The organism is Psychrobacillus sp. FSL H8-0487 (genome assembly GCF_038008385.1).
GTDB lineage: Bacteria > Bacillota > Bacilli > Bacillales_A > Planococcaceae > Psychrobacillus > Psychrobacillus psychrotolerans.
This window is the reverse complement of sequence record NZ_JBBOZA010000001.1, coordinates 3268312-3291648: the sequence shown is the minus strand read 5'-3', so window position 1 is coordinate 3291648 and position 23337 is coordinate 3268312. Positions and strand designations below refer to the sequence as shown.

At 36.4% G+C, this 23337-nt stretch carries 22 protein-coding genes; 13 read left to right on the top strand and 9 right to left on the bottom strand.

Translation table 11 applies throughout. The features are described from left to right. The first annotated feature begins 5 nt into the window (after positions 1 to 5). Entirely contained in the window at positions 6 to 2447 is a 2442-nt protein-coding gene (lexA, locus tag MHI47_RS16770; protein ID WP_340831565.1) for a transcriptional repressor LexA, read from the top strand. Between the two features lie 234 nt (positions 2448 to 2681). Here the strand turns inward: lexA and MHI47_RS16765 are convergent, their stop codons facing one another. From MHI47_RS16765 to MHI47_RS16755, 3 genes are all read right to left on the bottom strand, one after another. Beyond that, complete coding sequence (locus tag MHI47_RS16765) at positions 2682 to 3086, bottom strand: hypothetical protein (protein ID WP_340831564.1); 405 nt, start codon at positions 3084 to 3086, stop codon at positions 2682 to 2684. 293 nt (positions 3087 to 3379) lie between these two features. Then, positions 3380 to 3985 carry a hypothetical protein gene (locus MHI47_RS16760; RefSeq protein WP_340831563.1) on the bottom strand — a complete coding sequence of 202 codons (606 nt, stop codon included), beginning with the start codon at positions 3983 to 3985 and terminating at the stop codon, positions 3380 to 3382. Next, entirely contained in the window at positions 3982 to 4623 is a 642-nt protein-coding gene (locus tag MHI47_RS16755) for a phosphate starvation-inducible protein PhoH (RefSeq protein ID WP_340831560.1), read from the bottom strand. Before MHI47_RS16755 ends, MHI47_RS16760 begins: the two co-directional genes overlap by 4 nt. A gap of 245 nt (positions 4624 to 4868) precedes the next feature. Here MHI47_RS16755 and MHI47_RS16750 point away from each other — a divergent pair, with 245 nt between their 5' ends. The 4 genes from MHI47_RS16750 (at position 4869) to splB (ending at position 9269) form a co-directional block, all read left to right on the top strand. Continuing rightward, positions 4869 to 5993: an ABC transporter substrate-binding protein gene (locus MHI47_RS16750; RefSeq protein WP_340831558.1), complete on the top strand. Its 1125-nt coding sequence runs from the start codon at positions 4869 to 4871 to the stop codon at positions 5991 to 5993. Positions 5994 to 6011: 18 nt separating this feature from the next. Beyond that, positions 6012 to 7016, top strand: a complete 1005-nt coding sequence (locus MHI47_RS16745) for a FecCD family ABC transporter permease (RefSeq protein ID WP_340831556.1) — start codon at positions 6012 to 6014, stop codon at positions 7014 to 7016. Further along, on the top strand, positions 7013 to 7849 hold the full coding sequence (locus MHI47_RS16740; protein WP_340831555.1) for an ABC transporter ATP-binding protein: 837 nt from the start codon (positions 7013 to 7015) through the stop codon (positions 7847 to 7849). The genes MHI47_RS16745 and MHI47_RS16740 overlap by 4 nt, the downstream gene beginning before the upstream one ends. A gap of 391 nt (positions 7850 to 8240) precedes the next feature. Continuing rightward, on the top strand, positions 8241 to 9269 hold the full coding sequence (gene splB, locus MHI47_RS16735; RefSeq protein ID WP_340831554.1) for a spore photoproduct lyase: 1029 nt from the start codon (positions 8241 to 8243) through the stop codon (positions 9267 to 9269). A gap of 260 nt (positions 9270 to 9529) precedes the next feature. Here the strand turns inward: splB and MHI47_RS16730 are convergent, their stop codons facing one another. Together MHI47_RS16730 and MHI47_RS16725 are read right to left on the bottom strand one after the other, a co-directional pair. Beyond that, entirely contained in the window at positions 9530 to 9925 is a 396-nt protein-coding gene (locus MHI47_RS16730; protein ID WP_340831553.1) for a pyrimidine dimer DNA glycosylase/endonuclease V, read from the bottom strand. A gap of 271 nt (positions 9926 to 10196) precedes the next feature. Continuing rightward, a complete protein-coding gene (locus MHI47_RS16725; RefSeq protein ID WP_340831552.1) occupies positions 10197 to 11075 on the bottom strand; it encodes a LysR family transcriptional regulator in 879 nt (292 codons plus the stop codon). Positions 11076 to 11193: 118 nt separating this feature from the next. Here MHI47_RS16725 and hutG point away from each other — a divergent pair, with 118 nt between their 5' ends. Continuing rightward, positions 11194 to 12123: a formimidoylglutamase gene (hutG, locus tag MHI47_RS16720; protein ID WP_340831551.1), complete on the top strand. Its 930-nt coding sequence runs from the start codon at positions 11194 to 11196 to the stop codon at positions 12121 to 12123. 10 nt (positions 12124 to 12133) lie between these two features. Next, positions 12134 to 13318, top strand: a complete 1185-nt coding sequence (gene gltS / locus MHI47_RS16715; protein WP_340831550.1) for a sodium/glutamate symporter — start codon at positions 12134 to 12136, stop codon at positions 13316 to 13318. A gap of 86 nt (positions 13319 to 13404) precedes the next feature. On the opposite strand, the gene MHI47_RS16710 is transcribed toward gltS, so the two are convergent. Further along, a complete protein-coding gene (locus MHI47_RS16710) occupies positions 13405 to 14298 on the bottom strand; it encodes a fumarylacetoacetate hydrolase family protein (RefSeq protein ID WP_340831549.1) in 894 nt (297 codons plus the stop codon). Between the two features lie 15 nt (positions 14299 to 14313). Next, complete coding sequence (locus tag MHI47_RS16705; RefSeq protein ID WP_340831548.1) at positions 14314 to 15219, bottom strand: VOC family protein; 906 nt, start codon at positions 15217 to 15219, stop codon at positions 14314 to 14316. A gap of 174 nt (positions 15220 to 15393) precedes the next feature. On the opposite strand from MHI47_RS16705, the gene MHI47_RS16700 reads away from it, so the two are divergent. Together MHI47_RS16700 and MHI47_RS16695 are read left to right on the top strand one after the other, a co-directional pair. Further along, positions 15394 to 16032 carry an aspartate/glutamate racemase family protein gene (locus tag MHI47_RS16700; RefSeq protein ID WP_340831547.1) on the top strand — a complete coding sequence of 213 codons (639 nt, stop codon included), beginning with the start codon at positions 15394 to 15396 and terminating at the stop codon, positions 16030 to 16032. Between the two features lie 19 nt (positions 16033 to 16051). Continuing rightward, the gene (locus tag MHI47_RS16695; protein ID WP_340831546.1) at positions 16052 to 17701 is read left to right on the top strand and encodes an FAD-dependent monooxygenase; all 1650 of its coding nucleotides are present in this window, start codon (positions 16052 to 16054) and stop codon (positions 17699 to 17701) included. Here the strand turns inward: MHI47_RS16695 and MHI47_RS16690 are convergent. Next, positions 17694 to 18440 (bottom strand): IclR family transcriptional regulator, encoded by a 747-nt coding sequence (locus MHI47_RS16690; protein WP_340831545.1) that lies wholly within the window; start codon positions 18438 to 18440, stop codon positions 17694 to 17696. The genes MHI47_RS16695 and MHI47_RS16690 overlap by 8 nt on opposite strands. Positions 18441 to 18657: 217 nt before the next feature. On the opposite strand from MHI47_RS16690, the gene MHI47_RS16685 reads away from it, so the two are divergent. The 4 genes from MHI47_RS16685 to MHI47_RS16670 all read left to right on the top strand — a co-directional run bounded on the left by MHI47_RS16685 (position 18658) and on the right by MHI47_RS16670 (position 22044). Further along, positions 18658 to 19680, top strand: a complete 1023-nt coding sequence (locus MHI47_RS16685; protein ID WP_340831544.1) for a TRAP transporter substrate-binding protein — start codon at positions 18658 to 18660, stop codon at positions 19678 to 19680. Positions 19681 to 19706: 26 nt separating this feature from the next. Beyond that, positions 19707 to 20252, top strand: coding sequence for a TRAP transporter small permease (locus MHI47_RS16680; protein ID WP_340831543.1), 546 nt, complete (start codon positions 19707 to 19709; stop codon positions 20250 to 20252). After that, on the top strand, positions 20249 to 21556 hold the full coding sequence (locus MHI47_RS16675; RefSeq protein WP_340831542.1) for a TRAP transporter large permease: 1308 nt from the start codon (positions 20249 to 20251) through the stop codon (positions 21554 to 21556). The genes MHI47_RS16680 and MHI47_RS16675 overlap by 4 nt, the downstream gene beginning before the upstream one ends. 167 nt (positions 21557 to 21723) lie before the next feature. After that, positions 21724 to 22044 (top strand): DUF3870 domain-containing protein, encoded by a 321-nt coding sequence (locus MHI47_RS16670; protein WP_340831540.1) that lies wholly within the window; start codon positions 21724 to 21726, stop codon positions 22042 to 22044. Between the two features lie 90 nt (positions 22045 to 22134). Here MHI47_RS16670 and MHI47_RS16665 read toward each other — a convergent pair whose 3' ends face one another. Further along, a complete protein-coding gene (locus MHI47_RS16665) occupies positions 22135 to 23328 on the bottom strand; it encodes a thiolase family protein (protein WP_340831539.1) in 1194 nt (397 codons plus the stop codon). Positions 23329 to 23337 lie beyond the last annotated feature (9 nt).

Below are 23337 nucleotides of genomic sequence, written 5' to 3'. Positions count from 1 at the left end.
GCAACATGAAGCTTAATATGGAACAAAGAAGGATTGTGGAATTGGAACCGAACGGTCATATGATGGTTAAGGGGGTTGCCGGATCAGGAAAGACAACTGTGGCGATTAGGCGAATCTCTTTTCTACAGAATCACTATACTCCTGAAGACAATGATACAATTCTTCTCGTTACTTACAATAAAACATTATTACAATATATTAAGTACCAATATCATAAACTTGCGGATGAAGAGGGAGATCAATTAGTTGGTCTATTTTCTTCAGAAAGTGAAGTGAAAATTATTAATATCGACAGCATTATGTATAAATACTTTTCCTTCTATATTCGTCGCATGAATCTTTCACTGCAACCTTCCAACAAGATTTTAGAACGTAAAATAATGATAAAAGCGATACATAAAATACAACAGCAATATTCAAAAAGTAAGATTCTAAGTCCAAAGAATAGTGATTTCTTGTTGGATGAAGTAACGTGGATCAATGCATGCCAAATAGAAGATGTAGAAACTTACCAGCAGATGGATCGAATTGGACGTGCGACAGGAGGAAGTGGGTCACCTCAAAAGTTAACGAAAAACTCAGATCTTCGTAAAGCAATTTTTGAATTAATGGAAACCTTTAACGAAATGCTTATGCAAGAAGGTTTTGTTACTTATAAACAAATGAATATCATGGCTCTAAAAGAAGCACAGCAAATAAATCATGGCAAATATACGCATATTATTATAGATGAGAGCCAAGATTTAACAAGGGTTCAACTTGAATTTTTAAAATGTATTTATCAAGAAAAAGAGTATTCTTCCATCCTTTTTGTGGCCGATAACACACAGAGTATTTATTCACAGTCATGGCTTGGTAAAGGAAGACCTTATACATCAATTGGATACGATATGAGTGGGAAATCCAGAACCCTAAGTAAAAATTATCGGACAACAACTGAAATTTCGAAGGCAGCATATCAACTTATTGAGAATGATCATACTATTAACACGAATGTTGACTTTGTAAAGCCATCATTAATAGATCGACATGGGCATCCACCTATTTATAGATTCTTTACAACAAGTCAAGAACAATTAACCTTTTTAGTAAATGAAATAAAAACACTATCCGAAGATTACCGCCTTTCAGAAATTTGTCTAGTTGCTAAAGAGAAACGACTGATTGAAAGTGCTGCCCAAGGTCTTGAACAGGAAGGAATCGCATGTGAGATTCTCCAGTCAGCGGAGGCTAACTTTGAATCCGATAAGGTAAAATTAGTGACGATGCATTCGATTAAAGGACTAGAATTTAAGGTAATTATTTTAATAGATTTGAATGAAGGGGTTATCCCTAATAATATGCTGATTGGGTTGGTGGATGATGAAGATACGATGGATTCGGACGAACGTAAATTATTGTATGTTGGAATGACTCGAGCAAATGAGTTGTTATATATGTCTTCAGTGAGAAAACCATCTAGATTTATTAAAGAAATGAATTTTGATTATCTACGAATGAAAAGAGATAGCCAACTAAGGCCATTCCAATCAATTGGAATTCAAAATTATCAGTTGACCAATCAAATTATGGACCCTAATTCCAAAGAGGAAGTAGTACGGCAGTGGATGATTCGTGAATTACATCAAACATATGGTTACCCCCTGGAGTTGTTAGAGTTGGAGTATCCTGTACAGCAATTCTCACGTAAAGGCTTTGTAGATATCGCTGTGCACATATATGGAAACGGGGATTTGCTTCCTTATCTTTTTATCGAAGTAAAACAGTTTGGAAGCGGCATTCAAGATGCGACGGAACAGTTAAAATCGTATTTAGAGGCGGAAACTCGAGCACGCTATGGCGTAGTGACAGACGGTCTCCAAGTAATTTGTATGAATAGGACTGGAGAAATATTAAATGATTTACCAAAATGCCAACCGCAATTTTTACCAGAAACGAAAAATAGCCGAACTTATACAAATCTGAAAAATAGTAAAAAGTACAGGATTGCCACGGAAATTGATAGTGATGAAGTAGTTGAATATGCAGATCTTGAGTCAGGGTTGTTTGTAAACTACGACACGAAGTGCAAGATCCCGCATATCGGTAATGTCGCGGCTGGGATTCCCATTTCAGTTAGTATTGAGTACGATAATTTCCTTACACTTCCTAAGGAGTGGGTGATGTCCGAACTGGACACATTTGCTCTTACTGTTACTGGAGAAAGTATGATTGGAGCAGGCATTGATAAAGGCGATACTGTAATTGTTAACCGTCAGCAGTCTGCCTCTAACGGAGATATTGTCATCGCAATAATTGATGAAGAAGCGACGATGAAGAAGTTTATGCCGATGGGAGACTCTATTCTCCTCATTTCCGAAAATGAAAAATACGAACCGATTCAAATGAAAAAAGAAGACGTATTGATCAATGGAAAGGTAATCGGGATTATGAAAAGTAAATCTTAATACTATCTTTGTTGGTAGCTAGTTCGAAAAACAAGGAAATCAACATTGGGTTAGCAGAGACTGGTATGTTAATAGAAGTATAAAAGCTGATAGAATAAATACTCTTCGCAGTACTTGTGCTATCAGCTTTTTGCATATGGATATTAAACTAAATAAGATTGTTTTTTTTATTTTGCTTCCTCACCAATTTAAGACAGATGATGTAAATAGTTAGTAATGTATAGAGGATAATCGTCACTGTAAGGGAGACGATGCTTGCGGTGGATAGAATGGATTTGCGAGCAAGAGTTTATCTTTCGTTGTCTTCCACTTGGTCAGTCCTTTAATACCTAGTATAGTCATGGAAAGTAAAATACCTAAAAACGTTGGAAATAGTACGATGAATAAGAAGCCAACATAATGTGAACTTATGCCTGGAAACAGCAGCGTGAAAAAGAAACTAGTATTTTCTATTTTTGGCTCTGGAAACAGATTGTATACTAGTGGTATAGCTATTAATAAAAAGTTGAATAAAAAGAAGGCTGGGAGAGATTGGAATAGCATCTTGTTCTCGCTAGTCTTTGCTCTTAATCCGTAAATGGTTATGACGATAATTATTGTCAACGAGATGAGTAGCATGATGAATAGGAAAAGATTCATAGCTTCGCCTACTTTCTTATATTTTCTGGATTAGTAGTTTCTACTAGTCTAGCAGAAGAAGGAAACAGTTTCATCGGTGATGCTGTCTGTGTGTAAGAAACATTGGAAAATACAAGGCGAGTGTTGAAGCTTCAGTAAAATAATGTTAGCCGGCCAGAAATGGGGTTTATACTCCTTGCTCCTCCTGCTTAGGAATATCTTGTGGAAGGTTAGCACATGTAGACTTCATTCCCACCGTGTGGATAAAAAAAGCCTGATTGGAAACAAGAAATTTGTCTCCAATCAGGCTTTTATTATATTTTACCGTTTGCTAACCAAGGCATGAAGCCGTCTAAAAACCGCTCTGTAGCGGGCATGAAATAAGATCCAAAATGATAGTCAGGATCTAGTGTTGTGATAATCCATGTCCCATTTGTACTTACTTTGTCTACATAGAGTACTGCACCGCCGTCTTCGGTAGTGATCAGTTTTTGTGCACCTTCGACTGGCCAGAAGACACCATGTTGATGCCAAGTTGCATCTGCTAATGTTATGTAGTTAAACAAATCATAGCATGGATCAGCTAATACAAGTCCACTTTTAGCATCTTTTTCACGCCACCACCAGAAGTTTGTTTCACGTTCTTCCCATTTTTGATGCGGTAGCCATCCCCACGGTTGTGGACCAAATGCTACAACAATTCCACCTGCACTCGCAAACACGCTTATTTTTTCTTTTGCTTCCAATAAAAGGTTTCCGTGTAACTGCGAAGGAACTAAAAGCACCTCCACTCCTTCTAATGAAGCAGTCATAAAATCAGGAAAGTAAATTAAGTGATCTATATATTGTTTATATTTTGGCTCATTAAATGTGCGATAGTGGGAGGAATTTCCACTGTAAATAACTGCAATTTTCCTCATAAGTTGTTCCCACCTTTTTGTAGCTGCTCGTATTCATCATGAATCCACTGGAGAAGTTGTGCACTAATACGGTCTGTTGATCTATTTTGCATGCGAAGCCCAAATAAATCACGCCCAGCATGGCATAAAATTGTCCCGTTTGTAGAACAATGGTCAATATACGTCATTGGCACTTTGTCTGGGAATGTAAGTAACACATCTGCGCCGGGAGGTACTGGTGAATGTGTCACACGTGCAAAGAAGCCTGCAATACCTTTGTTGAAAGTCATATCATCCGGATGGACTCCAGCAAAAATCGGATGTTGTCTGTCATTAACCACTTCATAATCTGTATGAGATTGAATAGTACGGGGAGTGAAAATAGGGCATCCTGGTAGCCACTCTTTAAATAGATGACCACAAAAGATGACAATTTTTCCCTCAGCCAAAAATTCTTCGATAATTGCCTTGTTTCTATATAAATGTTCTTGATCGGCAAAGTCGTGTACAACGATACATGTAAATGGAGCTAAATCTATTTCGGTCAAGCGATATTGGTCAATTAATGTAAAGTTTTGATTGATAAATGAGTTCGTACGATTTTCTAAGCCGAATGCATGGCCGGGATCTAAATACAATATAGGATTAACTTGAGCCACAAAGAGCCCTCCAATCATTTCTATTGATACAATTGATAATAATTCTCATTCATGAATGTTAACATAGATTAAGCGGTAAAAGCAATTGAAGAGGGACATTTTTTGTATACTAAAATAACAAAAATCATACGAAATAATTCGGAATATTACGGCTTATGTGTAGCTTATTGACGTATAAGTTTTATTAGTATAAGTTATTAAATGTAATGAAAATCATTCTCAATTGAAGAAATGTGAGGAACAACATGAAAAGTAAATATAAGTATATATTAACTGCAGCCTCTTTAGCGTTATTACTAGCTGGATGTAGTGATTCTAATAATGAAGTAAGTAAAGATCTTGAACCTACAGCAGAAACAAAAATAATTGTAGATGAATTGAATAGAGAAGTAGAAATACCTGCAAAATTAGACCGCGTTGTTATGGGTAGTATTCTCCCTTATTTCTCGACTTGGTTTATCGCTACAAACTCAACGGAAGAGATTGTTGGGATTCATCCTAACTCATTTAACGCAGCTTCCCATTCTATTTTAAAAGACATTTCGCCAGCAATTTTGGATGCGAAAACAAACTTTATAGAAAATGGTGAAGTAAATATAGAAGAACTCTTAACATTAGACCCTCAAGTCTATTTTGAAATTGCAAGCCAAGAAAATACGGTGAAAAAATTAGAGGAAACTGGTATTGCTACAGTTGCTTTAGATACCAATACGGATTCTCTAAACCCATTAGATACGCTCAATCGTTGGTTAACCCTAACTGGAGAAATTACTGGTGTAACAGATCGTCCTGCAGAAATTATTGCTGAAGGTGAAGCAAACCAACAACTGATTAACGACACATTAGCAGAAGCAGACATTAAAGAGGAAGATAAACCACGTGTAATGGTCTTACAATATCATAGTGATGGAGAAATTTCCGTTGCAGGTACAAATATGCATGGTAACCGATGGCTAAACGCAACTGGTGGTATTGATGTTGCAGCAGATGATATTGACGGGATTAAAGCAGTTAATATGGAGCAAATCTACGAATGGAATCCGGACATTATTTACATTACAAACTTTACGGAAACGCAACCAGAAGACTTATATAACAATGTATTCGAAAGTCAGGACTGGAGCGAAGTAAAAGCAGTACAAGACAAGAAAGTCTATAAGATGCCATTAGGTATTTATCGTTGGTATCCGCCAAGTGGGGATGCACCATTGATGCTTAAATGGATGGCGCAACATAATTACCCAGAATTATTTTCGTATGATATGGATGAAGAGATTAAAGACTATTATAGCCGTTTCTATGATTATGAATTAACTGATGATCAAGTGGAAGAGATTCAAAATCCACCATCAGAAGCAGCAAAATATTAATATAAAGGTGTCCTTCAAATGAAGTCAAAGTTAATTAAAACATTACTGTGGACATTACCTCTAATAGTAGCGCTTATCTCGATTGGGATAGGGCGCTACCATATTGATTTCATTGTTCAGCTGAAAATACTACTCTCACAGATTATTCCTATGGAACAAACGTGGACAAACATGGAAGAAACAGTTGTCATTAACGTTCGTTTACCTCGTATTCTTCTAGCAATGCTAATCGGGGGCGGGTTATCTATCGCCGGTGCAGCGTTTCAAGGGATGTTCTCGAATCCATTAGTTAGCCCAGACATTTTAGGTGTATCTGCAGGTGCTGGTTTTGGTGCATCAATAGGTATTTTACTTTTTGGAAATGGTTTAACGATGCAACTCCTTGCATTAGGTATGGGGATGCTAGCTATCGGATTTACCTTTTTAATAGGTGGCGTAAAAAAGGATATGCCCATATTTATGCTTGTATTGGCAGGAGTTGTAACAAGTGCATTATTCCAAGCGCTAATTTCACTCGTGAAGTTTCTAGCAGATCCGGAAGAAAAGTTGCCTGCCATTACTTATTGGTTAATGGGTAGCCTTGGAACAGCAAGCTACGCCGATTTATATATTGGTGGTCCCCTTATTTTGATTGGTATATTGATCTTATATGTATTACGTTGGCGTCTAAATATTTTGTCGCTATCAGAAGAAGAAGCGACATCACTGGGTATTTCTGTTACAAAACTAAAATGGATGGTCATCTTAGGTGCAACATTAATCACGGCTGCAGCTGTTTCCATCGCGGGGATTATTGGCTGGATCGGTTTAATCATTCCTCATATAGCTCGTATGCTTGTCGGTAGTAATAACCAATATGTTCTGCCAGCATCTATTTCAATTGGAGCGGTTTACTTGCTCATTATTGATAACTTATCAAGAAGTTTAACTGCTGCAGAGATACCATTATCCATTTTGACGGCTATAATTGGAGCACCATTTTTCGCATACTTACTTCGTAAAACTGGAGGTGGCTGGAGTTGATCTTACAAGTCAAAAACGGCAATTATTCCTATACGAAACCTAAAAAAGGTGAGACTCCTAATTTTTTATATACGAATGATATCAATTTTGAATTACATCCAGGAGAGATTTTATCGGTCCTCGGTCCAAATGGTGCAGGTAAAACGACCCTTTTGAAATGCATGATGGGTTTATTGAAATGGGGAACAGGGTCAACCTTACTTGATGGTAAACCACTTACGTCTCTAAACTCAAAAGATGTTTGGAAGAAAATCGGTTATGTACCACAGGCTTCTCAGATGACATTTAGCTATTCCATTTTGGAGTTAGTAACAATGGGACGTGCTATATATATACGTGCTTTTGCGCAACCTTCAAAAAAAGACCAGGAACTAGCACTAGAAGCGCTAGAATTAGTCGGCATTAAACACTTAGCCAATCAAGCTTGCACGGCTGTAAGCGGTGGAGAGTTACAACTCGCGTTAATAGCTAGAACACTAGTAGCAGAACCAGAAATCCTAGTATTAGATGAACCTGAATCTCATCTAGATATGCAAAAACAAAAAGTCATCTTACAAACCATTAAAAAGTTGGTAAAAGTAAAAGGACTGGCATGCATTATTAATACACATTATGCGAACCATGCATTCTATCTTGGCGATAAAGTATTAATGGTAGCGAAAGAACTACCGGTGATAACTGGTAACGTATTTGACATCATGACAGAAGCTCATATTTTAAATTACTTCCAGATTGACGTGAAGCGACTCCGCAATGAAATAGATGGCCAAGTGTATGAAACGATGGTTCCTACTTATTTTGGCATAGAGAACAATGGTGACGAACCAAAATAAAAACCAGATCAGAATTTCTGATCTGGTTTTTTTATGTTTACTTTAATCATATTTCAAGTTTTTCGTAGCTACCAGAGTTAAGGGAGGGAATTGATGTTGTCGCTGTGTAAGCAACATCGAATTTCAGACTCCGACCTCTCATATGGGAAAATCGTGGCTTCTCGAAAGAAAAAACGGATTTGAGGTCTTGACCCAATTAGTGAAGTGACCACTTACACTAAATGTGTTTGTTTGGTGGGAAGCCGTTATATTCTCGTGCATTAACTGATTCGAATCTTAAGCAATCACCCCAAGTTATGTCCATTTTCATAATTCCTCACTTTTAAGACAAGCTATAAAAAAGAGAAAGGTGATGGAATGGACAAAAATAATGAATTAGGTAGTTCGCGGCATGAATAAACCCTTCGTACCACAGCTTGTTTATTTTGAGCCTAACGCACTGGATTATCCGCTTGGAAAAGAACTAAAGGAAAAGTTCGAGAAAATGGGTATCGAAATCCGCTTTACTACTTCACACAATCAAATTCGGGATTTACCAGGTGAAACAGACGCTCAAAAATATCGCATCGCAAAATCTACCTTAGTCGTAGGTATTCGCAAAACGTTAAAATTTGATACGTCCAAGCCATCTGCTGAATATGCAATCCCACTTGCGACAGGATGTATGGGGCATTGTCATTATTGTTATTTACAAACGACGATGGGCAGTAAACCATATATTCGAACTTACGTGAACGTGGAGGAGATTTTCGAAGCGGCGGATCGCTATATTGAGGAACGTGCACCTGAGATTACTCGATTCGAAGCAGCATGTACTTCCGATATTGTGGGAATTGACCATTTGACACATTCATTAAAAAGAGCCATTGAACATATTGGTCAAACAGAGCTAGGTAGGCTTCGTTTTGTAACGAAATTTCATTTTGTCGACCATTTATTGGATGCCAAACACAATGGGAATACGCGATTCCGATTTAGTATAAATGCCGACTATGTCATTAAAAATTTTGAGCCAGGCACTTCTCCTTTGGATAAAAGAATCGAGGCTGCAGGGAAAGTAGCAAGAGCAGGGTACCCGCTTGGTTTTATCGTTGCTCCCATCTACCTTCATGATGGCTGGGAGGAAGGCTACCGTCAGATGTTCGAACGACTAGACGAGGAATTGCCAAAAGATGCAAGAGATGATATTACCTTTGAATTCATCCAACATCGGTTTACAAAGCCCGCAAAAAAAGTAATTGAAAAAAATTATCCAAAGTCAAAACTCGAGTTAAATGAAGAAGAAAGACGCTACAAATGGGGCAAGTATGGAATTGGGAAGTATATTTATCAAAAGGACGAAGAGGAGGATATAAAGTCTCATCTTTACGGCTATATGGATAAATACTTTCCGAATGCGAAGTTAGAATATTTTACTTGAGATACTAAAAAGCGTAAAGCTCCAGGAGTGAAGGGGCTTTACGCTTTTTAAATGGGTCGTTTTGCGATTAGTGGAGATGAACTTGCTATATCCCGGTAGTATCTTGCGATTCTCAGAGTCTAACTTGCGATTTGAAGGAGTTCATTTGCGATTCATCCAAATACACATTCCGACTTGCGATTTTCCGGAAGTATCTTGTGATTCTTGATATCCGCCTTGCGATTCGAAGCATCATACCAAATAAACGCACAACGAATACCTCACTCCAGCGTCTCATACATCTTCCTCAAAGCCTCAAATCGCTCCGTATCAAAGTCCTTCTGTCCACGCATAAATTTTTCTTTAAGATTGAAATAACATATCTCGAAATACTCGTTGTTATGATGATGGATAAATGGGTTCATCACTTTCTCGAAAGGTCCATCTGCGAAGTAACGTTCCATTTTATCGACTGTACGAATATTGATATCACGTGCACGCATCTCTTGCAGAACGAGTTGAGTATAGGAAAACAAATCATCTTTTGAATAGTCATAAATATAATTTATCAAAATATGCCGGTCTTCCTTTGCATAAATACTATTCAACTCACGCCACTGTGCCAGTAGCTGAGATTTTGGCAAAACGCTAAGCAAACTTTGGTGCCATAAACGCAAAAAAATCATCTCCAGTTCAATCTGCTAAAGTAATTTCATCTATGAGTTCATCCAACAGCCAATCTTAATTTAATCAATGAACACTTTTACTTCCCTATTACATCAAAGTCAAAACAATAATAGGGGGATATTTTATTAATAGTTCACCAAGGAATGAAATAAATTCGAGAACAGCTTTATCAAACGCTTTACTCCTATAGTACTACAAATCATTTGTAAGTATCACGTTCCTTTAAAAACAGCTCATAGTTTGTTTTTATGCTGTATCAATTCAGTGCATTGACTTTATGAGTTCAAATAGCTTTCGTATACTCTCCGGAAATGTACGATCTTTCATAGTACTTAAGTATACACTTCGACTTAGGAAATCACTGTGTACTTGACGTGATATTAAGCTCTCGGATAAATGGTGGTTAACATATTGTTGGGGCAGTAGAGCGATTCCGAGACCTTCTTCTACCAAAACTTTAATCATCTCAAATCTTTCTATTTTATATTGAATATGTGGTGTGATATTTTCTTGTTCAAATGCTTTTAATATTTGTGCACTCGTTTGAAATTCAGGCATTCCTATTATGAGGGATTCTTCCGCAAAGTCTACGAGCGTTATTTTCTCTTTTGTAGCAAAAGGATGATCTTTTTTAGTTAGCACGACGTACGGTTCGGTATACAATAATTCGCTTTTTATTTCCTGATCTACAATATGCTGGTTTGTAATAACACCATGTACATTTAAACCTAATAACGCTTGACGAACCGTTTGATTGTACAAGGTATCGATTAACGTAATTTGGTTTTGTGGATATTGTTTTTGATAGGCAATGATTACTTGTGAAAACCAGTGATTTGCTGACTCAATCATGCCTAATCTAATTTCTAATTGCTCGCCTTTTGCTAACTCCTTTAACTCAGTATCCATTACTTCAAATTGAGCAAGTAAACTTTTTGAACGTTCATAGAATTGCTGACCTAATTCTGTTAGTTGAAATTGTTTGGTTGTGCGCTCTATAAGTGGTGCATTTATTTCTAATTCTAAGGTTTTTATTGCATTGCTTAATGAAGGCTGGGATATATGTAGAGATTTTGCGGCTCTTGAAAAGCTTTGATATTTTACAGTGGCATTGAAGTAATACATCCTCCGTAAATCCATTTCGCACCTCATTTATAGTTTTAAACTATTATAATATAAAAAAATAGTATTTGTTATTATAAATACATATAAATATAATGAAAATATGAATTTTTCAGTTTATAAGGAGACGAGCCTATTGTATAGAAAAACGGATGTGAGTATTTGGCAAGGGCGCATCGATCATGAGGTGGATTCGGCCTACTTTCGTTATCACCAAATTGTTCAAGTCGAACCAACAACTGAGCGTGGAAAAATTGGCTTAGTAGGTTTTTCTTGTGATGAAGGTGTCCGGCGTAATAATGGACGTGTTGGTGCAAAAGATGCTCCTCTTGCTTTGCGGAAACAGTTGGCATCGTTACCATGGCGCAATCATGTTCAGACAAATTCTTTAGTGGATTTTGGGGATATCGTTTGTGAGGGGCATGAACTAGAGCAGGCGCAACTGGAATTGGGAGATAAAGTTTCTGACATCCTAACAAATGGGAAGGCAATTGTACTTGGAGGTGGGCACGAAACGTTATATGGACAATATTTAGGAGTGCGTAAAGCAGTAGGGACAGAAGCTTCCATAGGTTTACTTAATATTGATGCTCACTTTGATATGCGTGCTTATGATGAACAAACCTCTTCTGGCACCATGTTTAAGCAAATTTTAGACGAGGATCCAAATGCACATTATTTCGTATGTGGCATCCAACAATATGGGAACACTACGGCATTATTCAATACAGCAGCTCATTATAATGTTCAATATTTTTTAGATGAACAATTGGATTCACCTCAGTTTAACAAATGTTTAACAGATTTTATGGACGCCCATGATGTATTACTCGTTACTCTTTGTATGGATGTTTTAAATGCCGCTGAAGCTCCAGGTGTCAGTGCACCATCTCCGTTTGGTTTATCCGCTATAAAAGTTCGAGACATTTTACGTCAGATGGTTTCGCATAAAAACACGGTAAGTTTTAGTATTTGTGAAGTGAATCCTTCGCTTGATATAAACAATCAAACAGCAAAATTGGGGGCTTACTTTATAAATGAAGTAATTATGAATAGCTTCGAATAAACAAAGGGGAATGTATATGGCTATAAATCAAATTACAACATTATGTCTTGCAGTAACATTATTTTTAGTAGGCACTTTTTTAGTTAAAAGGGTAGGCTTTTTAAATCGATTTTGTATTCCGGCACCGGTTGTAGGAGGCTTGCTCTTCGCAATTCTAGCAACGACTTTAAAGGGTTTAGACTTAATCGAGATTACGTTAGATACATCACTACAATCTATTTTCATGATTACCTTCTTTACAACTATCGGACTTGGTGCGAGTTTCAAACTTGTTAAATTAGGTGGGAAATTATTAGTAATCTATTGGTTAGCTTGTGGATTCTTAGCCTTAATGCAAAATGTGATTGGTGTTTCTTTAGCTAAATTAATGGATCTTCATCCATTGATCGGCGTTATGGCTGGGGCTGTATCTATGGAAGGGGGACATGGTGCGGCTGCAGCTTTTGGGGAAACAATTGAAGGGTTAGGAGTACCATCCGCAGTATCAATAGGGATGGCTGCAGCTACATGTGGACTAGTAGCTGGTGGACTTGTTGGTGGTCCTGTTATCGGCTACTTAATCCGCAAATTTGACTTAAAGCCATCTTCTGAAGAAACAGAAGCATACGTTGAAAAATCACAACGTCCGATTACAGACAAATCATTCATGATGCAAGTTTTCTTAATCACGTTCTGTATGGCAGTTGGTACATATGTAGGCGAATGGTTCTCTACTATAACAGGATTTGTTTTACCTAGTTATGTAGGTGCTATGTTCATAGCAGTAATCGTTCGTAATGTGGTGGATCGCATCAAGCCTGAACTAATCAATATGAGAGAAATAAATTTAATCGGTGATATTTCCCTTGGTATTTTCCTATCAATGGCATTGATGAGCATAAAGCTATGGGAAATTGCAGACTTAGCATTACCGTTATTTATCATCGTTTTAGTTCAAGTAATCTTCATCGTACTATTCGCTGTGTTCGTCCTTTTCCGCTTGCTTGGAAAAAACTACGATGCAGCAATTATGGTATCGGGTTTCCTTGGACATGGTCTAGGTGCAACACCTAACGCAATGGCTAATATGTCTGCGGTAGTTTCGAAATTTGGTCCATCACGGAAAGCATTCCTAGTCGTACCGATTGTAGGAGCATTCTTAATAGATGTTTTCGGTATGCCAATTATTATAACAACTATTAATCTCTTTAAATAAAATGCTGTTAGATTGATAAAAGCTGATAGAATGAATGCTTTTTAGGGCATTATTCTATCAGCTATTTAATGCTTTAAAGGGAACGGTTAGCTATGCGTGACTTCCACAGTTCCACTAGCTTCTCGTTCAGCCTGAATAAGTTTTTCAGATTTGATAGGATTTGTTAAGATTCCTACTTTGCTTACTTCTACTTCTACGATGTCTCCATCTTTCATGAAAACAGGAGGGTTGCGTTTTGCACCTACGCCACCAGGAGTACCTGTAACGATAACATCACCTGGCTCTAAAGTGATAAATGAAGAAACATACTCTATTAACTCTGGGATAGAGAATAAGAGTAGGCTTGTATCAGCTTTTTGCATAACCTCGCCATTTAAACGTGTTTCTAACGTTAATACTTCACCTGGTTTAAACTCATCTGCAGTAACTAACCACGGTCCAAATGCACCTGTATGCTCGAAATTTTTACCTGGACCCCATTGAGAAGTATGAAGTTGATAGTCCCGGACGCTTCCATCATTGTAGCAGGAATAACCAGCGATATAATCATATGCATCTTCCTGTGAAATGCGTCGCCCTTCTTTATTAATCACAATGGCAATTTCTCCTTCAAAATCAAAGCGTTCAGATTCTTGGGGAATAATCATTGGCGCATTGTGTGCAACTTGAGATCTTGGCACTCGGAAAAATATTGTAGGATGTGGAGTATGGTCTCTTTTCGTTTCAAGGCGATGCTCATCGTAATTTACACCAGCACAAAATATTTTGGAAGGATTAGTTATTACAGGAAGTAGCTTCACTTCGTTCATTTGATAATCTACTCCATCACTTACGTATGCAGATAAGCTATCAAACATATTTTGTTCTAGAGCAGACTTAATGTCTTTAATTCCTGTTTTAGCAGTTAAATCTACAATCCCCTCTTCGGTGTAAATCCCAAATTTCTCTTCGTTATTTACTTCGAATGTAACTAATTTCATTGAAAACGCCTCCAATTATTTTGTTAGTTGAACTTTATCCAATACATAGTCAGTAATATTTTTTTCAAAGCTATCATACCAAGTGCAATTATTTTCCCAGACTTTTGGTCGCATTGGTAGTTCAGCATGCCATGGGCGTGGATCGAAGTAATTTAATTCTGGTATAAACTGATCCATATCTGTAAATAGTTCGATTACGTTAAGTTCTGGATCATGGTGATAGGACGCTAAATTATGACCAGCTGTATGACGGAAAGGTCCCCATGATAAAGCCTTTCCGTTTTGTGATAGAAAGTCAGCGCTTAATGTATGGTGGCTTGAGTCTTTTAGCTCGAAAGCGATATGATGCATCATCTTATGACCAAACTTAGAGATATTCAGTACATGATGGTCACTATTACATGTTAAAAATATCGCTCTTTCCCCGATTCTGTCAGTGTGTTTAAAATTTAGTACTTTCATATAAAATTCATTAGATAGTTCTGGGTTAAGCGAACCGAGAGCAATATGTCCAAGCTTTTGGGGACAAATCGAATTCTTCTTAAATCCAGGGGCTGGCATCTCAATATTTTGAAGGAGATGTACTTTGTATCCATCTGGATCTTCCAGTTCTAACAGTTCGTGGACACCAGGCTGAAAATCGTGTTTCAACTCCGATTGAATTCCTTGAGCTTTTAAGTTTTTTTGTATTTCAAGTAGGCTTTCATCGGCAGCAACATGGAAACCTATAGTTGAGAGTTCACTATTTTCACTGCTTGTTAAAACAAGATTATGATGTTCTAATCCTGTACTTAAATAAAAAGTATCATCATTGGTAGATTCAACTACTGTAAGACCTATTACATTCTCGTAGTAATCAACCATTTTTTTGACATTGCGACAGTTTAATGCAGCATAAGTTAATTTAACAGTCTTAATCAAATAATCACCCCTTAAATCGAATTATTATCACATTATGATAATAATTCAATTTAAATGATTAATCAACAGATTTATTTTTATATTTTGATAATTAGGAAAAAATATTTGACATGCGGTACATTATTAAATACTATCAGTTCATAGAATATTAAAAAATTAAAGAGGAGGAGTGTCATGAGAATTTGCCTTATTTCTGCTACTACTGCTTCCATAGCTCCTATAGAAAAAGCCTTCAAAGAGGTATCTCCTGAGGTAGAGTATGTTCATTTATTGGATTCTAGCTTACTGAAGCAACTCAAAGAAAAGGACAAAATTGATGAGCAGATTAAATCACGTTTTAATACTCTCATTAAACTTGCTATCGATGCACAATGTGATGGAGTCTTGTTTACTTGCTCTGCCTTTAATGACCTAGCTGATTTCTTTGATGAGAAATATACCATCCCTATTGTTCGTTCTGACCGAGGATTGATAAATGAATTATTACAATATGATAATGTGGGAATTATCTCGACAGTTAAAGAAACACCACCAGTATTGATCAGTTCATTAAAGAAAGTTAGATCTAATCAGGTTATAAAGACCGTAGTAGAGGATGGATTAATACATTTGGCTGAAGAGGGAGATTTCAAACAACACGATGAAATTCTGAAAAGTCATATTCATTCTTTAGCTGGGAAAGTTGAAGTTATAGGCTTATCACAATTTAGTATTGCTCATCTTAAGAAGCAGGTTCAAATAAACAAACCCATTATAGATCCAACTCAAACAGCAGTGAAGGAAATTATGAGAAGAATAAATGAAAGCACATAAATTGAAGGAGGTAATCACTATGAAGAGTTATTACGATGTTGTAATAATCGGAGCGGGACCAACAGGTCTTATCGCAGCTAGTTTACTAGGTGAATATAATATTCAAACCTTGGTAGTAGAAAGAAACACTTCCACAAGTGACATACCAAAAGCTATTTTAGTAGATGACGAGACTTTAAGGGTTTGCCAAAATCTCGGTTTAGAAAAAGTCATGGAACGAGTAATTAGCCCCGGGGGGGGAGCAGATTACTTTGCAGATAGTGATAGTATCAAGCCGTTTGCTCAAGTGAAGCCACGGATAGGAAAGTTTGGTTATTATCCACGTAACAAAATAGATCAACCAGAATTTGAGCGGACATTATATGAAAAAGCTCATAAATATCCTTCTGTTGACATCGTATTTAATCATGAGCTAATAAGTTTTGATGAACAACGAGATAAGACAAGTATTAATCTATGTAATTCAGTGACAAAGGAATCTGTAATGATATCGACAAGGTTTTTACTAGGCTGTGATGGTGGACGTAGTACTGTTCGAAAACTACTAAACATTAAACTTAAGGATATTTCTAACAAAGCAGATGGTTCTAGCTTCGAGGAGCCTTGGATTATTTTAGACTTAAAAAATGACGATGTAAAAACTAGAAATACAGCATTCTACTGTAATCCTCCTAGACCATCCATGCATGCAGCAACCTCTAAGGGAATGAGAAGATATGAATTTATGCTGCTGCAAGGAGAAAGTGAAGATGAAATGCTTTCGGATGATGTTCTAGCGCAATTAGTTGCACCTTTTACGAATTATAAAAAGGAAAATGTCGTGAAAAAAGCGGTTGTACGTTTCAACGCCTTAATAGCAGAAAAATTCAGAGTTGGTAGAACGTTAATTTTAGGCGATGCGGCTCATTTAACCCCTCCTTTTGCAGGACAGGGACTAAATTCGGGTGTAAGGGATTCTTATAATGTTGTATGGAAGCTGAAGTTGATCTTAGAAGGTATTTCAGATGAGTCTATATTGGATTCATATGAGGAAGAGCGGAGAGATCATGTTGCGGCGATGATTAAACTATCCGTTAACATGGGAAATTTTATCCTAACAACTAGTAAGAAAAGACGAGTAATTAGAAACACTGCTTTTTCAGTTATGTCCATTGTACCTCCTTTAAAGAGATACGTAACAGAAATGAGATTTAAGCCAAAGCCAATTTGTACAAATGGATTATTTGTTGATATAGAGACGAGGGAAAAAGAATCTATTTTAGGTGCGTGTATACCACAACCCAATGTTCTTTTTACAGATATTACGTATAGACTGATGGATTACGCGTTTAATAATAACTTTACGTTACTAAAAGTCGGAAATCCCGATTCTATTAATTTTCCGGAATTTAATAAGGATTTGTTTACTAAGCTAGGGATAAAGGAAGTAACTGTCCTTCCATCAAGCTACTTACCACATGAAGCATATGGAGAGACAGTTATTACCGACACAGAGAGTCTTTTTAGTGCTTATCAAAACAAGTTTATTTTATTGAGACCTGATCGATACGTAGCAGGTGTTTTTACATCCCAACAATGGAATGAGTTTTTTAGAAAGCTTGAAAATACACTGAAAATGAAAGAATCGATGGCTATCAAGGAAACAGCACTGCAGCATAATATTAGTTGAAATCATTTGTTATACTGCTTATTTGGCTTGCAGCTTCTGTAACGTAAGTAATAAGGCGGTCTAAATTATATACTTCCAATCTTTGAGTTGGAACGATTAATGTAAGGCTACCTTTTATAATATTTTCACTGAAAATTGGGGCAGCAATACCTGTTAAGTTGGAATCGAGTTCTCCATGAGAAATACAATATCCTTGTTTTTTTATTTGAGACATGGATGTCAGGAAATCTTTTTTAGATTCACTCAAATTTTCTAATTCAATATTAGCTAAATTATCACTGTAAAGCTTCAACAACTTAGCTCTAGATAGGTATGCGTAGATTACTTTTGAAGTTGAACCCTTCAACAATGGATGAGGGACTCCTCTTGCGTAAGTGACACGCTCCTTCCAATTATTAGGGCTAACTGCATGAACATTAATAATTTCAGTATCAAAAATATTGCTTAATAGTACTTGGCAACCTGTTAATTCTTGAAGGCTTTGCATAATCGATTCGCCTTTAACAATATAAGGATCGCTTATACGAATTTGATAATCGAGTTTAATTATTTTTGGACCAATTATATATTCACTACTGTTAACTTTTGCTAGTAAGCCAGCATCTATTAACGTTTTAATATAACGATAGGCAGTAGGGACTGAAAAATCCATCTCTTCTATGATGGCTTCTATATGCCATTTTGTTTTTTCTTCTGTGAATAAATCAAGAATAGCTAGCATCTTTTGTAGACTCGACATAATCATTACTCCTTTTGCATATAAGTATTGTTAGTATATCACGTAAAAATGATTGATTATCAAATGGTGAGAAAAAAATGGTTAATTAAATATTTATTTAAATATTAATATTATTTATTGATAATAAATGCTATTACGTATATAATTTGTTAATATTCTAAAATTTCTATTTTTACATAGAAATGAAAGCGCTATCTTAAAAGGGGGAAATAATAAGATGAAGGTGAAAAGTGTAAAGTTAGGTTTTTTAATTGCTTTGTTTTTGTTATTAACAGCATGTAGTAGTTCGGATGCAAGTGGATCAGAAGCTAATTTATCGTTTTCACATTTCTGGCCAAGTCACCATATTGTCCAAACGGACGTAATTGAGAAGTTACAAACTACATTGGATGAAGAAAGTGATGGCAATATGAAATTAGAAATCTATCCCACTGGTCAGTTAGGAGCTCCTGATGAGCAATATAATTTAGCTGTTGATGGTACAGCTGATATTTCCTTAAGTGTACATGGTTATACTCCAGGGATATATCCACTAACTTCTGTAAGCGATTTACCTTTTATCTCAACAAGCTCTGAAGATGGTTCTAAAATTATGCAAACACTATACGATGAATTTCCTGAGATACAAGCTGAGCATGATGATGTTCATCCTCTATGGTTGTTTACTGGCGAGCCCAATCAAATTTTAAGTGCATCTAAGCCTGTGAAATCTTTAAAAGACTTAAAGGGACTAAAAGTTCGTTCTCCATCTACTCAAATGAACGCAGCTTTAGAGGCACTTGGTGCAGTTCCAGTTTCAATGCCTGTAAACGATATATATGAATCTCTTAATAAAGGCGTAATTGATGCAGCAATGGCAGGGGTTTCTACTATTAATGATATGAAACTATATGAAGTAGTAGATTACATCACAATTACAAATATTTCAAGCTCTTCTATGTTTACTGTAATGAACAAAGACTCATATGCAAGCTTGTCAGATGATAATAAAGAAATCTTAAATAAATTTGCCACTACAGGAGCTGTGGAAACAGGGAAAGCATTAGATGCAGGCGGACAAGCGGGTCTCGATAAAGCAAAAGAAGAAGGAATTGAAATTATAGAATTATCGGATGATGAAATTGCTCGTTGGACTGATGTTGTTAATCCAGTGATTAAGAGTTGGATAAAAGAAATGGAAGACAAAGGACTTCCAGGTCAAGCAATTTACGATAGAGCAAAAGAGCTTGGATCGAACTAAATTGTTATACAAAGGGGTGATGAAGAGTGAATAATAATCAACAAAATACATCACTAAATGAAACGTCATTAGAGAAAGTCACTCGGAAAGTAAATGATATTACGAAGTTCATCAATAATATCACCCATAAAATTGGATATGTTTTATTGTTTGGATTAATGCTAGTAACAGTGGTGGATGTACTAATGCGCTTTCTATTTAACTCACCTATAAAGGGAACGATGGAGTTAACAGAAATTGTTGTAGCGATGGTTGTATTCTTTAGCTTAGGGATGGGCCAGATAATGGGGAATCATTTAGAAATTGATTTTTTAGTCAATAAATTTCCAATTAAAGTACAAAGAGTTGTTCAAATAATAATTTATTTAATAGGAACTGTACTATTAGTTTTATTAACTTGGAAATTATTTGAGCTTGGCCTTTCCTCAATGAACAGCGGTGAAGTTAAAGGTGATTTAGGACTTCCAGTTTATATTGTCATATTCTTGGTGACCATTGGTAGTATAGGATTCACTTTAACTTATTTGGCAGCACTGTTAACGACAGTTACAAAGGTTGTGGTGAATAAATGAGTGCAGAATTAATCGGATTTATAGGTATTATTGTGTTAGTGTTACTAATTCTTTTTAAAGTACCAGTTGGACTATCACTATTATTGGTAGGTTTTGTAGGAATCGGTTTGATTAAAAATATGGATGTTGCCTTATCTCAACTAGCATCATCATCCTTTTCAACAGTTAACAGTTATTCACTAAGTGTTATCCCTCTGTTTATATTAATGGGAATGTTTATGTCCAACACTGGATTTGGGAATGATTTATTTACAGCCGTTGAAAAATGGATTGGAAAAGTTCGTGGAGGTCTTGCTATTGCAACGATTGGTGCAGCATCCATCTTCTCAGCTATTTCAGGATCGGCCAATGCTACAACAGCAACTCTTGCCAAAATCTGTATTCCAGAGATGGAAAAGTACAATTATAAAACAACCTTTGCCACTGCAGCTGTTGCTGCGGGGGGGACTCTTGGATCACTTATTCCACCAAGTGTATTATTAATACTGTACGGGGCACTTACGTCTGAGCCAATCGGAGCTTTACTTATTGCTGGTATTGTTCCTGGGATTTTAATGGCAATTTGTTTTATGATAATGATAAATATTCAAGTAAGAATGAAACCTGAAATTGCTCCTCAAAGAACTGAAACAGTGAGTATGAAAGAAAAAGTCTACTCTCTTAAAAATGTATGGCCGTTTTTAGTCATTTTCCTAATCAGTATTGGTGGTATTTACGTGGGAGTATTCACACCAAACGAAGCTGGGGCGATTGGTGCAATGGGAGCATTTATCTTATCGGTTGTTACACGTCGTATGTCACTTAAAATACTGCTAGATTCATTGGATGAAACATTGAGAATTACGGTTATGATTTTCTTTGTATTAATTGGTGCATCTATTTTTGGAAGATTCCTCGCATTATCAAAGATTCCGATGCTATTATCGGATTCCATCACATCATTAGATGTAGCACCATTTGTAATCTTGACATTGATCTTAGTAGTGTATTTCTTCTTGGGGATGTTTTTAGAAGGAATTGCCATCATGGTATTAACACTTCCAATAGTTTATCCAATCATTACTGATTTAGGATATAACGGATTATGGTTTGGGGTAATCATGATTTTAATAGTCAATATTGGGGTATTAACACCACCGCTCGGATTAAGTGTTTATATCATTGCAGGTATAGTAAAACACGTTTCTATCGAGCAAATATTTAAAGGTGTAATTCCATCGATTATTACAATGATTTTATTTATAATTTTATTAATCATTTTCCCTGAAATCGTAACGTTCTTACCAGATATTACGTTTAAATAGCGAATCCAAAATATAGGTGATTTAATAAAAGAGAGTTGGCTACTTTTGAGCCAACTCTCTTTTATTTGAAAAAATAGGAATCATAGTTATGAAAAGAGGTATGTGAAATTAAAATTAGATTAACTATGATAAACTATATCTAGTTTAAATTAACGGAGGTTCTATTAATGCAACAATTAAATACTTTACTTGTGACTGCGTATGCAAAAGCTCCACAAGGTACGGCAATGTATGAAATCTACAAGCATGCAGGTATTGTCCTTGAAATTGATAAACAAACACATAAAATAGTCGATGCAGAATTTACTTTTATAACAAAGTTAGCACAAAATTTCTTTCAACGTATGTTAATAGATTTCGACTTTACCACTGATATTAATGTTTTAATCGAACGTATTGAAGAGCATTACATAGCACCTTCAAGTGGAGCAGTTATTGTCGCTTTAAAGTCTGCACAGAAAAGATATTTAGAAAAACTAGATAAATGAAAAATTGAAACGCAAGAATGTTGATTTAACAACATTCTTGCGTTTTCACTATTTAATAAAAGTAGTTGCTAAAATCTAGTAATGACCCTTTTATTTTGAGTGGAGATTTTCCACAATCGTTGTAATGCCAAGTCCACCTGCGATACATAGTGTAACTAACCCATAACGTTTACCTGTACGCTCTAATTCATGAATAAGCTTCGTCATTAAAATAGCACCAGTTGCTCCAATAGGATGTCCCATTGCTATAGCCCCACCGTTCGGGTTTACTTTGCGTTGGTCTAAGCCGAGCTCTTCAATAACTGCTAGTGATTGGGACGCGAAGGCTTCATTTAGTTCAATCACATCAATATCTTCAATAGATAGGCCAACTTGTTTTAATGCTTTTCTAGTTGCTGGAACAGGTCCGATACCCATGATAGAAGGGTCTACACCAGCAGCAGCTTGGGCAATAATTTTAACCTTTGGCTGCAGACCTAGTTGTTCCGCTTTTTCTTTTGACATTATGAGAAGGGCAGCAGCCCCGTCATTACGCCCACTAGCATTAGCAGCAGTTACAGTTCCACCTTCACGGAACACAGGTTTTAGAGTAGCTAGCTTCTCTACTGGCGTCAGTCGTGGATGTTCATCCACTTTAAATACTTCCGTTGTTTTGCGTGTTTTAATCTCATATGGAACAATTTGCTTATCAAAGTAGCCATTTTTCATAGCATTTTCTGTGCGCAATTGACTTTGATAAGCAAATGCATCTTGAGCTTCACGAGAGATAGAATATTTTTCAGCTAGATTTTCAGCTGTTTCTCCCATTGTTTTTAGACCGTATGATTCAGGTTGAGAGCCGGGCTGACTTTCAGTATTTGGATCTAATATTTGGCTATTACCTACATTTAGTCCGTATCTAGCATTGCGAATATAGTAGGGTGCAGTACTCATAGATTCTGTACCACCCGCTATAATTACATCACTTAAACCAAGCGCAATTTGTTGAGCAGCATTATTTATGGACTGCAGACCAGATCCACATTGACGATGCACTGTATAACCGGGCACTTCAAGTGGGATATCTGCTCTTAGCGAAGCAAGACGAGCAACATTAGATTGATCAGCACTTTGCTTTGCTTGACCTAGAATTACTTCATCGACTTCATTAGGATCCAATTGTGCGCGAGTCAGTAGTTCTTTTATAACGGCGGCACCTAAGTAATCAGCTGTCTGAGTCATTAATGAGCCGCCAAGCTTTCCAATTGCAGTACGAACGCTTTCTACAATTACGACTTCTTTCATAATGATTCC

Excerpts from the sequence above, each read along its gene's own strand:
- MHI47_RS16695 (WP_340831546.1), top strand. The coding sequence starts at position 16,052 with ATGAAGAGTTATTACGATGTTGTAATAATCGGAGCGGGACCAACAGGT.
- MHI47_RS16685 (WP_340831544.1), top strand. The coding sequence starts at position 18,658 with ATGAAGGTGAAAAGTGTAAAGTTAGGTTTTTTAATTGCTTTGTTTTTG.
- MHI47_RS16745 (WP_340831556.1), top strand. The coding sequence starts at position 6,012 with ATGAAGTCAAAGTTAATTAAAACATTACTGTGGACATTACCTCTAATA.
- MHI47_RS16690 (WP_340831545.1), bottom strand. The coding sequence starts at position 18,440 with ATGTCGAGTCTACAAAAGATGCTAGCTATTCTTGATTTATTCACAGAA.
- MHI47_RS16675 (WP_340831542.1), top strand. The coding sequence starts at position 20,249 with ATGAGTGCAGAATTAATCGGATTTATAGGTATTATTGTGTTAGTGTTA.
- splB (WP_340831554.1), top strand. The coding sequence starts at position 8,241 with ATGAATAAACCCTTCGTACCACAGCTTGTTTATTTTGAGCCTAACGCA.
- MHI47_RS16750 (WP_340831558.1), top strand. The coding sequence starts at position 4,869 with ATGAAAAGTAAATATAAGTATATATTAACTGCAGCCTCTTTAGCGTTA.
- MHI47_RS16710 (WP_340831549.1), bottom strand. The coding sequence starts at position 14,298 with ATGAAATTAGTTACATTCGAAGTAAATAACGAAGAGAAATTTGGGATT.
- lexA (WP_340831565.1), top strand. The coding sequence starts at position 6 with ATGAAGCTTAATATGGAACAAAGAAGGATTGTGGAATTGGAACCGAAC.
- MHI47_RS16670 (WP_340831540.1), top strand. The coding sequence starts at position 21,724 with ATGCAACAATTAAATACTTTACTTGTGACTGCGTATGCAAAAGCTCCA.
- MHI47_RS16700 (WP_340831547.1), top strand. The coding sequence starts at position 15,394 with ATGAGAATTTGCCTTATTTCTGCTACTACTGCTTCCATAGCTCCTATA.
- gltS (WP_340831550.1), top strand. The coding sequence starts at position 12,134 with ATGTATATGGCTATAAATCAAATTACAACATTATGTCTTGCAGTAACA.
- MHI47_RS16665 (WP_340831539.1), bottom strand. The coding sequence starts at position 23,328 with ATGAAAGAAGTCGTAATTGTAGAAAGCGTTCGTACTGCAATTGGAAAG.
- MHI47_RS16765 (WP_340831564.1), bottom strand. The coding sequence starts at position 3,086 with ATGAATCTTTTCCTATTCATCATGCTACTCATCTCGTTGACAATAATT.
- MHI47_RS16760 (WP_340831563.1), bottom strand. The coding sequence starts at position 3,985 with ATGAGGAAAATTGCAGTTATTTACAGTGGAAATTCCTCCCACTATCGC.
- MHI47_RS16725 (WP_340831552.1), bottom strand. The coding sequence starts at position 11,075 with ATGGATTTACGGAGGATGTATTACTTCAATGCCACTGTAAAATATCAA.